This is a genomic window from Microbacterium paraoxydans, from assembly GCF_019056515.1.
Taxonomy (GTDB): Bacteria; Actinomycetota; Actinomycetes; order Actinomycetales; family Microbacteriaceae; genus Microbacterium.
On the sequence record NZ_CP064873.1, the window covers coordinates 2,439,842 to 2,453,160 of the forward strand.

Sequence of the window (13,319 nt, forward strand, 5' to 3'; positions counted from 1 at the left end):
ACCGTGGTCCTCAGTGCTCCGCGAGCCACACGCCGGAGAACGTGGGGCGGCCGACCGACTCGAACGCGACGCCGTGCACGTACGTGGCCGCACCGTAGACCTGCGGCTCCTCGAAGAGCGGGATCACGTACGCCTGCTCCGCGATGTAGTCCTGCACGGCCTGCGAGGCGGCCACCCGCTTCTCGGCGTCCGGCTCGGAGGCGACGGCGAGCAGCAGCTCGTCGAGCGTCGCGTCCTGAGAGATGAGCACGTCGCGGTTCTTCGTGAAGTACTGGCTCTTGATCACGTCGAGGTCCGCACGGCCGACCATCGAGTGGTAGAACCCCGTCTTCAGCGGATCACGGGTGTCCTCCGCGTAGCTGCCCGCATCGCCGGGCTTGACGGTGAGCTCCACGCCGACCGCCGCGAGCTGCTGCGCCACGAGCTCCAGGGTCTGCTTCGACAGGGGCTGCGGCTTGGCCTCGTAGACCGTGATGGACAGCCGCTCGCCGTCCTTCTCCCTGATGCCGTCGGCGCCGGGCACCCAGCCTGCCTCGTCGAGCAGCGCTTCCGCCTTCTCCGGATCGTGGGCGTAGTGCGCGGACTCGTCCTTGTATCCCGCGGCCTGCGAGGACAGCACCGACGTGGCCACCGGGTAGTTCTCGGTGAACAGGGTGTCGACGACCTCCTGCGCGTCGACCGCGGCGATGATCGCCTGGCGCACGCGGATGTCAGACAGCAGCGGGTTCTCCGGGCGGAGGGCGATCGAGTTGTTCACGCCGCGGGTCTGCGGGGCGTACAGCGTGAATCCGGCGCCCTCGACGCGGTCCTCGTCGAACGCCTGGACGTAGCGGACGTAGTCGGCCTGGCCCGCGAGCAGCGACCCGATGCGGACGGAGTCCTCGGGGGTGACCAGCACGTGCACGGCGTCGAGGTACGGACGGCCGTCGTTCTCGGCGCTGTCCGGGCCCCAGGCGTAGTCATCGCGGGCGGTGAGGGTGTACTCGGTACCGAGCTTCTCGTCCGTGACGGTGAAGGGGCCGGAGCCGATGATGTTCTCCGCGTTGCCCGCGCCGAAGTCCTCGATCGTGCCGTCCAGGGTCTCGGGGGACAGCAGTCCCGAGTTGATGGTCGACGTCGCCTGCAGGAATCCGGGCGACGGCGCGCTGAAGCGGAACGTCACGGTGTCCTCGTCGACCGCCTCGCTGCCGGCGTAGTTGTTGATGGCCTCGGAGACGGTGAGCCCGCGCTCGGCGTCGCCCAGCCCGTAGGTGTCGAAGTTCTTCGCCACGGCGGCGGCGTCCACGGGCGTGCCGTCCGAGAACGTCACGTCAGGGTTGAGGTCGAAGGTGTACTCCGTGGCGTCGTCGTTCACGGTCCACTCCGCGGCGATCCAGGGCTCGATCTCGAGCGTCTCCGGGTTCTGCCAGGTGAGCCGGGCGGCGATGTTGTTGACGATGCCGCCGTTCGGGTAGAAGCCGGCCTGCGGCGGATACAGGTTCGTGTAGGCCTGGTGCTCGAGGTAGGTGAGCGTGCCGCCGGAGACGGGGTCCCCCGCCGCGGCCGGGGTGTTCCCCGGGGCGGGCGAGCTGGCGCAGGCGGCGAGGCTGCCCGCCAGGACGAGCGGGACCGCGACGGCGGCGGTGCGGATGAGGCGGCGGTTCATGCGGAGGACTCCTCGGGTTCGGAAGGCAGGGTGTCGGGTGCGGGTGCAGTGCGGGTGGTGTTCACGGTAGGAAGCGGCGGGGTGCAGCGGCGAGGCCGCGGACTCCGGGTGTCGCGAGACGACACGCGTGGTCACGCGCCGACTCGCGACGTCACACGGAGGCGGTCGCGCAGCGTCTCCGCACCGGCCCCCTGACCGGTCTCCTCCGGGGTCCGGAGAAGACCGCGACGACGGAGCTCGGGGGCTGCGAGGCGGGTGAAGGCCTCGAACTGCCCGGGCTGGAACGCCGAGAGGACGTTGAAGCCGTCGGCGGCGCCCTCGTCGCGCCAGTGCGCGAAGTGGTCGGCGATCGTGCCGGCGTCGCCGACGACGAAGGCCGCAGGGACGGCGTGCGCGGCGACGAGATGCCGCCAGGTCGGGGCGTCCGGCGTCCCGACCCGGAGTCCGGCGATCCCCGCGAGCCGTTCGACGAGCGCGGCGCCCCGCTCCCCCAGGCGTGCGGCCTCGGCGACCGTCACCGGAGTGTCGAAGGCTGCGGCCCGCAGCGGGTCGTCGGCGGCCACCTCCAGCGCGTCGGCCAGAGCCTCCACCGTGCGGTTCGCCGGGAACCCGACGCGTTCCCGCTGCCCGCCCTCCGCGAGCGGGACGAGCTCCAGCAGCCGCCGGACGATCCGGTGGGCGGCGGCGTCGGACTCCGCGACGACGGGGAGCACCGGGGCGATGACCTTCAGCTCCTCCGCGGGACGGCCCGCCTCCGCCGCGATCTCCCGCAGCAGCCGCCGCGTGGCCACGGCGTCGGCGAGGGTGGGGGCGGCGATGAGGGCGAGGTCGGCGGCGGTCGCCGCGAGCGCCCGCGACCGCGGCGAGGTCCCCGCGTGCACGATCGGGATGCGCCCCTGCGGCGGGCGGGCGACGTTGAGCGGGCCGGCGACCCGCACGTGTGCGCCCTGGACGTCCGCGGCGCGCAGCCCCCGGGGGTCGATGAGCACGCCGCGCTCGGCATCCGCGATCCAGGCGTCCTCGTCCCAGGAGTCCCAGAGCCGGCGCAGGGCGACGACGAACTCCTCCGCCCGGTCGTAGCGCGTCTCGGTGTCGGCGTGGGCCTCACGGCCGTGGTTCCCTGCGGCCCGCGGCTCGGCGCCGGTGACGAGGTTGATCCCCGCCCGGCCGTCGGTGAGGACGTCGAGGGAGGCCAGGGCCCGCGCCGTGGCGTACGGGTCGGCATAGGTGGTGTTGACCGTCGCGATGAGTCCGATCCGGGAGGTCACCCCGGCGAGGAACAGCACCGCGCTCAGCGGGTCGATGCGGGCGAGCAGGTAGGGATCACGGAACTCCAGGTCGGGCCCGGTCGCCAGCCAGTCGCCGAAGAAGAGGTAGTCCAGGCCCGCGTCCTCCCCCTCACGCGCGATGCGGCGGAGGATGTCGGCGTCTCCCGCGGGGTCGCGGTGGGCTCCGGGGTACCGCCACCCGGAGGGGTAGGCACCGAGGGTGCGCACCATGGCGCCGATCACGAGGGGTTCCGTCATGCCGACACGGTAGGACCGCGGCCGCCACCCGGGCCACGGGGCGGAAGCCGGAGGTCACCGGATGTCACAGACGGTCACATGCGCCACCCTCTACGCTGAGAGGATGACTGGACTTCGTTGGGGAATCCTCGCGACCGGCGGCATCGCCGGCGCCTTCGCATCCGATCTGCGCACGGCCGGACTCGACCTCGTCGCGGTGGGCTCGCGCTCGCAGGAGTCGGCCGACGCCTTCGCCGCACGCTTCGACATCGCGCACGCGCATCCGTCGTACGAGGCGCTGGTCTCCGATCCCGACGTGGACATCATCTACGTCTCCACGCCGCATCCGATGCACCACGAGAACGCCCGGCTCGCCCTGGAGCACGGCAAGCACGTGCTCGTGGAGAAGGCGTTCACCCTCAACCGCGCCCAGGCCGAAGACCTCCAGCGGCTCGCCGCCGAGCGCGGGCTGCTCGTGATGGAGGCGATGTGGACGCGCTACCTGCCGCACATGGTCCGCATCCGCGAGCTCCTCGCCGACGGCGCCCTGGGTGAGATCCGCGCCGTGAGCGCCGACCACACGCAGCAGCTGCCCACCGACCCCACCCACCGTCTGAATGCGCTCGAGCTCGGCGGCGGCGCGCTGCTCGACCTCGGCATCTACCCGATCTCCTTCATCTGGGACATCCTCGGGGCACCGACCACCATCCGCGCCGTGGGGCGTCTGGTCGAGACCGGAGCCGATTCCGAGGTCGCCACCGTCATGATCCACGAGAGCGGGGCGGTCTCCACGAGCCTCTCCTCCTCGCGCGGTGCCGGCCCCAACGCCGCGAGCATCGTCGGCACCGAGGCCCGCATCGACATCGATCGGGTCTGGTACACCCCCACCTCCTTCCGCGTCGTGCGGCCGGACGGCACCGTGCAGGAGGAGTACGTCTCGGAGGTCGAGGGCCGCGGCATGCAGTACCAGGCACTCGCGGCCGAGCGTCTGGTCCGCGACGGTCTCCTCGAGGGCGACATCCTCCCCATCGCGGAGAGCGTCGCCATCATGGGGGCCCTCGACGAGATCCGCGCGCAGATCGGCGTCCGGTACCCCGGTGAGGAGGACGACCGTGGCTGAGACGACCGACGCCCGCGTGGCGGTGTACCTGGACTTCGACAACATCGTCATCTCCTGGTACGACCGCGTCCACGGCCGCAACTCCTACGGCAAGGATCGCCAGCGCATCACGGAGCACCCGAACGACCCCGAGGTCGCCGAGCGGCTGAACCGGGCGATGATCGAGGTCGGCGCCATCATCGACTACGCGGCGTCCTTCGGCACCCTCGTGCTGACGAGGGCGTATGCGGACTGGTCGTCGCCGGTCAACGCCGAGTACCGCTCGCAGCTCGTGGCGCGCGCGGTGGATCTCGTGCAGCTCTTCCCGGCCGCGGCGTACGCGAAGAACGGCGCGGACATCCGGCTGGCGGTCGACGCGGTCGAGGACATGTTCCGCCTGCCGGACCTGACCCACGTCGTCATCGTGGCGGGCGACAGCGACTATGTGCCGCTGGCCCAGCGCTGCAAGCGCCTCGGCCGGTACGTGATCGGCGTGGGCGTCGCCGGGTCCACGGCGAAGTCCCTCGCTGCGGCCTGCGACGAGTTCGAGTCCTACGACTCGCTCCCCGGCGTGGCGCGTCCGACGAAGGCGGCACAGCCCGCCGTCGCCCCCGCGGTCGAGGTTCCGGCGGAGCCGTCCGCGCCGGTCACCGCGGACACGGGCGCCCCGAAGCCCAAGACGGCGTCGAAGTCGCGCGCGAAGGCCAAGACGAAGACCGCCGGCGAGGAGCCCAAGGTCGAGGAGAAGATCGACGACCAGGGCGAGGCCACACGGCTCCTGGAGCGCGCGCTGCGTCTCGGCCACGACAAGGCGGACGCCGACGAATGGCTGCACAGCTCCGCGGTCAAGACGCACATGCGCCGCATGGACCCGTCCTTCAGCGAGAAGGCCCTCGGCTACCGGTCGTTCTCCGACTTCCTCAAGTCGCGCGACGACATCGCCGAGCTCGAGGAGACCGGGCACGAGCGCCTGGTCCGCCTGCGGGAGCCCTGAGCACGGCCCGGGGACACCGGGCCCGTCACTGGTGGCGGAACGCGGCGTCGAAGGCGGCCGCGGGCGGCGGCCACAGCAGGGAGCGCACGAATCCGAGCGCCTCGGGCGCGCCGTGCAGGCGGTCCATGCCGGCGTCCTCCCACTCGATCGAGATCGGGCCGTCATAGCCGATCGCGTCGAGCGCACGGAAGGCGTCCTCCCACGGCACGTCGCCGTGGCCGGTGGAGACGAAGTCCCAGCCGCGCCGGGGGTCGCCCCACGGCAGGTGCGAGCCGAGGACCCCGGCACGGCCGTTCCGCGGCCGCAGACGGGTGTCCTTGCAGTCGACGTGGTAGATCCGGTCGGCGAAGTCGACGATGAAGCCGACGGGGTCGATGTTCTGCCACATCATGTGCGAGGGGTCCCAGTTGAAGCCGAACGCATCGCGGTGGTCGATCGCGTCGAGGGCACGGTCGCTCGACCAGTAGTCATAGGCGATCTCCCCGGGGTGGACCTCGTGGGCGAAGCGCACCCCCTCCCCGTCGAACACGTCGAGGATCGGATTCCACCGGTCAGCGAAGTCCTGGAAGCCCTGGGCGATCACCGCCTCCGGCACCGGCGGGAACATCGCGACATAGGGCCAGATCGACGAACCGGTGAAGCCGACGACGGTGTCGACGCCGAGCTTCCTGGCCACCCGGGCCGCCCGCTTCATATCCTCCGCCGCCCGCTGCCGGACGCCCTCGGCCTCGCCGTCGCCCCAGATGTACGGGCGCAGGATGTCCTCGTGGCGGAAGTCGATGGGGTCGTCGCACACCGCCTGCCCGGCCAGGTGGTTGGAGATCGCGAACACCTGCAGGCCGTGCCGGTCGAGGATCTCGCGCCGGGAGGCGACATAGGCGTCGTCCTCGTCCGCCCGACGGAGGTCCAGGTGGTCGCCGGACGCGGCGATCTCCAGCCCGTCGTAGCCCCACTTCGCGGCGAGGCGGGCCACCTCCTCGAACGGGAGGTCGGCCCACTGGCCGGTGAACAGGGTGACCGGGTGACTGCTCATGGATACTCCTTCGTATCGCCGGGCTTCGTGCGGCGGGCGGGGGTTCAGGCACCGAGGGCGCGCAGGTGGGCGATGCTGCGGGCGGCGAGGTCGTCCTGACTGGCGGCGAGCGGTCTCCACACGGAGGCGGCGACGGCGATCGTCGCGTTCTCCCCCGTGAAGCTCTCCAGTCCCAGGGCGCCGCGGTAGCCGGCGTCGTCGAGCGCGCGGAGCATCTCCGGCCAGTCGGTGTGGTCGTCGCCCACGGCACCGCGGTCGCTGCCGCACACCTGCACGTGCGCGATGGCGGCGCCGGCCGCGCGGACCGCGTCGGCCGGCCTCTTCTCCTCGATGTTGAGGTGGTAGGTGTCGAGGGCCACCCCCACCCCGGCACCGAGCAGCGGCGCCAGCGCGTCGAGACTCTGCGCCACGGTGTTCAGCACGCTGGTCTCGTAGCGGTTGAGCGGCTCGACGGCCAGCGTCACGCCGATCGCCGCGGCCTCCCTGGCGAGCGGAGCGAGGTTCTCCCGGAGCTCGCCGACGACCTCCTTCCGTTCCGCCTCGTCCATGCGCCAGGTGACGCCGGTCGGCGCGTAGAAGGGACCGGCGACGACCGAGGCCCCGAGCACGGCCGCGGCGTCCAGGCACGCACGGAGGTAGTCCTGCGTCGCGGCGACGTCTCCGGCGCGCGCGAGCAGCGAGCGACCAGGACCCATCGCGCCGACCACGACCGCGCCCATGCCGAGGCCGTCCAGCACGGTGCGGGCCCGGAGGGGATCCCAGTCGCCGACGCTCTCCAGCGGCAGCTCCAGGGCGTCGTAGCCCATCCGCGCCGCCGTGCGGGCGAGCGGCTCCAGGGTGTCGTCCGTCAGCGGAGACGTCCAGACCCAGGTGTTGACGGCGATCGTGCGGGGCATCGTTGTCCTTGTGATCGTACGGGTGCTCCCACCCTCCCACTCGGCGCGGGCCGAGCGGAAGGGCGGGAGCACACGGGGTTACGGGATCTGACGCTCCTGCCAGACCGTCGGGTAGCCGGGGAGGTCCTCGCCGCCGAACTTGGCGTAGTGGCCGTCGGGCATCCCCTCGTTCGCCGCGAGGTAGTCGTCCAGCTCGGCCTCGGTGATCGGCTTCTGCGGGAGCACCCACTCCTTCGGCACCTCTTCACCCGCGAAGATCATCTGCGCCGCGAGCAGCGGGGTGCGCCACTGGAAGTTCGAGTACACCGGAGCGAGGCCGGTGAGACCCGTGTCCTTCCACTTGCGCAGGAAGCTCATCTCGTCCTCGCCGGTCATCACCGGGTAGTCGGCTCCGGCGTCCTCGAAGGCCTCGATGGCGGCGACGGCACCGTCACCCGCGTCCATCCAGATGCCCTGCACGTCACCCTTGGCGAGCTCGTCGCTGATGATGCTCTTGATCTCGGCGGGGTCGGCACCGGTGAAGTGGTCGACGGCCTCGATCCCGGCCTCCTCGAACAGCTTCTCGGCTCCGGCCAGCGGTGCTCCAGCACGTCGACGCCGGGGAGGATCCGGAGAGCCACGACCTTGTCGCCCTCTTCCAGGTTGTCGATGAGGAACTCCGCGGTGTCGATGCCCCAGGCGAAGCCGCCGATCGGGTGGATGAACGTGACAGGGCAGTCGGTGTTCACGCCGCGGTCGAACACGACCACCGGCTTGCCCGTCTCGCACGCCGCTCGACCGCGGGGGTCATCGCCGCCGTGCTGTTCGGCGAGATGAGGAAGACGTCGCAGTTCCCTCGGAGATGAAGTAGTCGATGTCGGCGATCTGGGTGTCGTCGGAGTCCTGCGCGTCGCGGGTCTCCATCTCGCTGATCGCGCCCGACTCCTGCAGCACCTTCAGCTGCTCGTTCATCGTGATCCAGCCCGTCTGCCGCCACGGGTTCGAGATCGAGGCGTTCGCGAAGCAGGCCTTCTTGGCGCCGGTGCTGGCGAACTCCGACGTGTCGACCATCTCGGCGTTGATGTGCTGCAGGTAGGGCTGGTCGGCGGGGCCCTGGGGGTCGACGCCGCGCTCCTCGTCCTGCTTGTCGAAGAGCTCCTGGTCGAACCACTCGGTGGTCTCGGCCGACTCCTCGGGGTTCTCCGACTCCGCCGGCGCCACGGACGGGTCGGTCGTGCACCCGGCGAGCGCGATGAGGCCGAAGAGGGCCACCCCTGCGGTGGCGATCTTCATCGATCGTCGCATTGCTAATCTCCTCTGGTTGTAGGGCTTGATGCGGTGGTGCGGTTCTCGGCGTTCTCGGTCCCCGCGGTAGGGACGTCCGTCGGCTGGGGACCGCGCCGGCGGCGGGCTCGGAAGGCGACCCCCGCATAGGCGACGGCCGCGATGATGATGACGCCCTGCACGGCGTCGCGGAGCGTGGAGGGCACGCCCGCGATGTTCAGGAGCAGGAACAGCGCTTCCAGCGCGAAGGCTCCGGCCACGGCGCCGACGATCCACCCTCGTCCTCCGCCGAGCACGACGCCGCCGAGCACCACCGCGGTGATCGCGGTGAACTCGTAGCCGCGGCCGACGGACGGGTGCACCCCCGCGTACCCGACGAGCAGGACGGCGGAGAGGGTGGCCGAGAGGGAGGACAGCACGAACGCGCGGGTCGTGACCCAGGCCCGGCGGGCACCGGCGTAGTCCACCGCGCGGGCGTTGTCGCCGATTGCGATGAGGGTCTTGCCCAGCGGGCGCTTGGTGATGACGATGCCGAGGGCGAGCCAGGCGGCGAGCAGGAGGACGGCCCAGGGCAGGAACTCCAGCACGGGGAGGTCGCGGATCCCGCCGCGACCGATCTCCCGGAAGCTGTCGGCCGGGTTCCCCGTGGCCGCGCCGCCCGTCCACCACATCACGCCGCCGAGCAGGGCGAGCATCATGCCCAGCGTGACGATGAACGACGGCACCTTGAGCAGCGTCGTGAGGACGCCGTTCACGAGCCCGACGACGACGCCGAACACGATCATGAGCAGCAGGACAGGGAGGGTGCGGGCGTCGTCCTGGCCGACGAGGTTGCCGGCGATGATGACCTGCGCCGTGATGAGCGATCCCTGGGAGAGGTCGAACTCCCCCGCGATGATCACGAAGTACTGCCCGATCGCGACGATCGCGATGGGGGCGACGCGCTGCAGGTAGCGCATGAACTGCCCGGGCTCGGCGAAGCTCGGGTTGAGCACGGCGACCGCGACGAGCAGGATCACGAGCAGCAGGAAGACCGCCCCGCGGGGGCTGACGAGCGTGCGCAGCGCGTTCATGAGCGTCCTCCTTCCCGCACGGAGGCGGTATCCCCGGCGCTGTCGACGGCGGCGACCTCGGTGGTCGGATCGGCGAGCTCGGCGGCCGCGACCGCCATGTCGGCTTCGGCCGCCTTCGCGGCGTCGTCTCCCCCGGTGCGCGTGCCGCCGGCGCCGAAGCGGGGACGACGCCGCACGATGGCCCGCCGGCTGTAGACGGCGACCGCGGCGACGATGACGATGCCGCGCACCACGTCCTTGAGGAAGGGATTCACCTGCAGCACGCTCATGACGTTGTCGACGACGGCGAGGATGGCGACGCCGCCGATGGTGCCCCAGATCGAGCCGCGTCCGCCGAGGAGCAGGGTGCCGCCGAGCACGACCGCGGCGATGGAGAGCAGCGCGTAGCCACCCTGCTGACCGACCGTCGGGCTGCCCACGCCGAGACGGCTGGCGAGCAGGAGTCCGGCGAGGCCCGCGAACACGGAGCACAGCACGTGCGCCCAGATCAGCGGGAGGCGGGTGCGCACGCCGCTGAGCCGAGCGATCTCGGGGTCGCCGCCGACGGCGTAGAGATGGGCGCCGGTGCGGGTGCGGTTCAGCAGCACCCAGACCAGCACGGCGAGCGCGATCATGATGAGCGTGGACACCGGGATCGGTCCGACGCCGGTCGCGCCGATGAGCTGGAACGCCCACGGGACCTCGCCCGCCGAGCCTTCGAAGTTCGTGTTGAGGATGCCCTGGAGGATCAGCCCGACGCCGAGCGTCGCGATGAAGCCGTTGACTTTGAGCACGGTCACGATGAGCCCGTTCACGAGCCCGATCCCCGCGCACACGAGGAGCGTCACGATCACGGCGAGCGGGATGTTCCCCGCGTTCCCGGCCATCATCGTCGCCGCGAGCAGGCTCGACAGGCTGATGACGTAGGTGACCGACAGGTCGAGCGAGGCCCCGAGCACCACGAGCGTCTGCCCGATGGCCACGAGGCCGAGCACGCTCATCCCGGTCAGGATGTCGCGGATGTTCCCCGGGCTGAGGAAGTTGCGACCGACCGTGGCGACGAGGATCGCGCCGACCACGAGCGCGAGCAGCAGGATGCCGAGCACGATGACGGTCGAGTCGATGCGGAGACGGGCTCCGGTGCGGCGGCTCATCGCGCACCCCCGTTCGTCGAAGGACCGCGGTCGGCGCCGGTGGCCGCCGCGAGGATCTCGTGCTCGGCCGCACCGGCCGGCAGCTCGGCGACGAGTTCGCCGTCATGCATGACGAGGATGCGGTCGCTCATGCCGATGACCTCCGGGAGCTCGCTCGAGACCATGAGCACGGCCTTCCCCTGTGCCGCCAGCTCGCGCATGAGCTGGTAGACGGCGTACTTGGCCCCCACGTCGATGCCCCGCGTCGGCTCGTCGAAGAGCACGATCTGCGGCTGGGTGAGCAGCCACTTCGCCAGCACCACCTTCTGCTGGTTGCCGCCGGACAGGAAGCGCACCTCCTGGTCGAGGCCGCGCGACGACACCTCCAGCGTGCGGAGCACCCCCGGCACCTCCCGGCGCGACGCCGCGGCGCGTCCCGCGAACACGTTCCGCACCACGAGCAGGGCGTTGTCGAGGATCGACTGTCCGAGCGCGAGCCCCTGCGCCTTGCGGTCCTCCGAGACGAGGGCGAGCCCGGCGCGCACGGCCGCGCGTGGTCCGCCGATCCGCACCGGCTTCCCGTCGATCCGCACGGCGCCGCGGGTGAAGGCCTGGATGCCGAACACGCCCTCCACCAGCTCGGTGCGCCCCGACCCCTGGAGCCCGGCCACCCCGACGATCTCCCCCGCACGGAGCATCAGCGACACCCCGTCCACGTAGGCGTTCCCGCAGCCGTCGAGCTCGAGTCGAGGCGCGCCGACCGCCGTGCCGGCCACCGGGTCGGGGAAGTACGACTGGATCGACCGCCCCACCATCCGGCGCACGAGCTCGTCGGTGGTCAGCGCCGCTGTCTCGTCCGTGGAGACGAGGGCGCCGTCCTTGAGGATCGTGATCCGGTCGCAGAGGTCGAAGATCTCCTTCAGCCGGTGCGACACGTAGATGACGGCGACCCCTCGGGACGTGAGCCGGCGGATGATCGCGTACAGCAGCTCCACCTCGCGGTCGCTGAGGGCGGCGGTCGGCTCGTCCATCGAGATCACCTGCGCGTCGAACGACAGCGCCTTCACGATCTCGACGATCTGCTGCTCGGCCACCGTCAGCGAGCCCACGCGGGACTGCGGATCGATGAAGGAGACGCCGAGATCGCTCAGCAGCTCCCCGGTACGCACGTTCATGGCCCGGACGTCGATGAGCCCCGCGCGCCGCGGCTCCCGGCCGAGATAGACGTTCTGCGCGACCGTGCGCTCCGGGAGCAGGGTGAACTCCTGGAACACCGTGACGATGCCGGCGTCCATCGCCTGCCGCGGGTGCGCGTGGCGCACTTCCGCGCCGCGGTACGTGATCGTCCCCTCATCGGCCGGCTGCACGCCCGCGATGATCTTCATGAGGGTGGACTTGCCCGCGCCGTTCTCGCCGACGAGGCCGTGCACCTCCCCGGGCCGCACGTCGAAGTCGATGCCCTTCAGCACCTCCACGCCGAAGAACGCCTTGCGGATCCCGGCCACCCGCAGCACCGGCTGCGTCGTCGTCGCGGTCATGCCGGCACCTCCGTCCAGCGGCCCTCGTGGGCGGCGGAATCGAGCACGGCCTCGGTCAGCACGGCCGCGCGGTGGCCGTCGGCGAACGTCGGCAGTCCATCGGGGACGTCGCCCGCGATCGCGGCGTAGACGTCGGCGACGAAACCGTTGAAGGCATCCTGATACCCCATGGCATGCCCGGCCGGGACACGCTGCAGCCGGGCGGACTCCGGGTCGGCCGTGGCGGGGTCGCGCAGCAGCAGCCGCGACTCCTCGCGCATGCCGACCCAGAGCTCCTCCGGCCGTTCCTGCTCGAACCGCAGACTCTGCCGCGTCCCGTGCAGCTCCAGGGTGAGGGCGTTCTTGCGGCCCGCCGCCATCTGCGAGATGAGCAGCGTGCCGAGCGCCCCCGCCGAGGTCTCGACGAGCACGGCGACGATGTCCTCCGTGTCGACGGCCTGCCCGGCCCGCTCGGCGAAGACCCGGCGGGTACGGGCGCTCAGGGCGCGGATCCGGTCACCCGTGACGAACTCGAGGAGGTCGCACAGATGCGAGCCGATGTCGGCGAACGCGCGGGAGGCCCCGCCGGACGAGGATCGCACCCGCCAGTCGTCGTCGGTGGGCCGCAGCATCCAGTCCTGCAGGTACGAGCAGTCCAGCGTGAGCAGCTCCCCGGCCTCGCCGCGGGCGATGCGCGCCCTGGCCTCCCGCACCATGGGGTGGTATCGGTACACGAAGGGGACGGCCGCGACGAGCCCGCTCTCGGCGGCTTCCGCGGCGAGCGCGGCGGCGTCGGCGGCGGTCGTGGCGAGGGGCTTCTCGCACACGACATGCTTGCCCGCCCGCAGCGCGCGCAGGGCGAGGTCGGCATGCGTGGCGTTCGGGGTGCAGATGTGGACGACGTCGATGTCGTCGGCGTCGAGCAGCGCCTCCGCGTCGTGCTCGGCGCGTGCGGCGCCGAGCAGCTGCGCGGCATCCCTCGCGCCTTGGGCGGACCGGGTGGCGACGGCGCGCAGCGCGCCGCCCGCGTCTCGGGCGGCCGTGCGGTGCACGCGGGCCATGAAGCCCCCGCCGAGGATCCCGGTTCGGATCGTCCCGAGACCGGTGTCAGTGACATCCGTTGTCATGGCGGCGAGTCTGACACAGCGGTCAGGACTTTTGCTAGCCCTTCGTCAAAAGTTG

10 protein-coding genes and 1 pseudogene are annotated in these 13,319 nt (G+C 71.5%); 2 read left to right on the forward strand and 9 right to left on the reverse strand.

What is annotated here, in order from left to right; all coding sequences use genetic code 11:
• Positions 1-10: 10 nt before the first annotated feature.
• Together IZR02_RS11860 and IZR02_RS11865 are read right to left on the reverse strand one after the other, a co-directional pair.
• Positions 11-1,645, reverse strand: a complete 1,635-nt coding sequence (locus IZR02_RS11860) for a TIGR04028 family ABC transporter substrate-binding protein (RefSeq protein ID WP_025105588.1) — start codon at positions 1,643-1,645, stop codon at positions 11-13.
• Positions 1,646-1,776: 131 nt separating this feature from the next.
• Positions 1,777-3,171: an NtaA/DmoA family FMN-dependent monooxygenase gene (locus IZR02_RS11865; protein WP_025105587.1), complete on the reverse strand. Its 1,395-nt coding sequence runs from the start codon at positions 3,169-3,171 to the stop codon at positions 1,777-1,779.
• A gap of 103 nt (positions 3,172-3,274) precedes the next feature.
• Here IZR02_RS11865 and IZR02_RS11870 point away from each other — a divergent pair, with 103 nt between their 5' ends.
• Both IZR02_RS11870 and IZR02_RS11875 read left to right on the forward strand, forming a co-directional pair.
• Entirely contained in the window at positions 3,275-4,270 is a 996-nt protein-coding gene (locus IZR02_RS11870) for a Gfo/Idh/MocA family protein (protein ID WP_025105586.1), read from the forward strand.
• Positions 4,263-5,243 carry an NYN domain-containing protein gene (locus IZR02_RS11875; protein ID WP_025105585.1) on the forward strand — a complete coding sequence of 327 codons (981 nt, stop codon included), beginning with the start codon at positions 4,263-4,265 and terminating at the stop codon, positions 5,241-5,243. Before IZR02_RS11870 ends, IZR02_RS11875 begins: the two co-directional genes overlap by 8 nt.
• A 25-nt stretch (positions 5,244-5,268) precedes the next feature.
• Here IZR02_RS11875 and IZR02_RS11880 read toward each other — a convergent pair whose 3' ends face one another.
• The 7 genes and pseudogenes from IZR02_RS11880 to IZR02_RS11910 all read right to left on the reverse strand — a co-directional run bounded on the left by IZR02_RS11880 (position 5,269) and on the right by IZR02_RS11910 (position 13,264).
• A complete protein-coding gene (locus tag IZR02_RS11880; RefSeq protein ID WP_217316480.1) occupies positions 5,269-6,276 on the reverse strand; it encodes a sugar phosphate isomerase/epimerase family protein in 1,008 nt (335 codons plus the stop codon).
• A 44-nt stretch (positions 6,277-6,320) separates the two neighbouring features.
• Positions 6,321-7,172, reverse strand: coding sequence for a sugar phosphate isomerase/epimerase family protein (locus IZR02_RS11885; RefSeq protein WP_025105583.1), 852 nt, complete (start codon positions 7,170-7,172; stop codon positions 6,321-6,323).
• A 78-nt stretch (positions 7,173-7,250) separates the two neighbouring features.
• Positions 7,251-8,456, reverse strand: a pseudogene (locus IZR02_RS11890) (substrate-binding domain-containing protein).
• Between the two features lie 2 nt (positions 8,457-8,458).
• Positions 8,459-9,508 (reverse strand): ABC transporter permease, encoded by a 1,050-nt coding sequence (locus IZR02_RS11895; protein WP_025105581.1) that lies wholly within the window; start codon positions 9,506-9,508, stop codon positions 8,459-8,461.
• Positions 9,505-10,641 (reverse strand): ABC transporter permease, encoded by a 1,137-nt coding sequence (locus IZR02_RS11900; protein ID WP_025105580.1) that lies wholly within the window; start codon positions 10,639-10,641, stop codon positions 9,505-9,507. Before IZR02_RS11900 ends, IZR02_RS11895 begins: the two co-directional genes overlap by 4 nt.
• Positions 10,638-12,158 (reverse strand): sugar ABC transporter ATP-binding protein, encoded by a 1,521-nt coding sequence (locus tag IZR02_RS11905; protein WP_025105579.1) that lies wholly within the window; start codon positions 12,156-12,158, stop codon positions 10,638-10,640. Before IZR02_RS11905 ends, IZR02_RS11900 begins: the two co-directional genes overlap by 4 nt.
• A complete protein-coding gene (locus tag IZR02_RS11910; RefSeq protein WP_025105578.1) occupies positions 12,155-13,264 on the reverse strand; it encodes a Gfo/Idh/MocA family protein in 1,110 nt (369 codons plus the stop codon). The genes IZR02_RS11905 and IZR02_RS11910 overlap by 4 nt, the downstream gene beginning before the upstream one ends.
• Positions 13,265-13,319 lie beyond the last annotated feature (55 nt).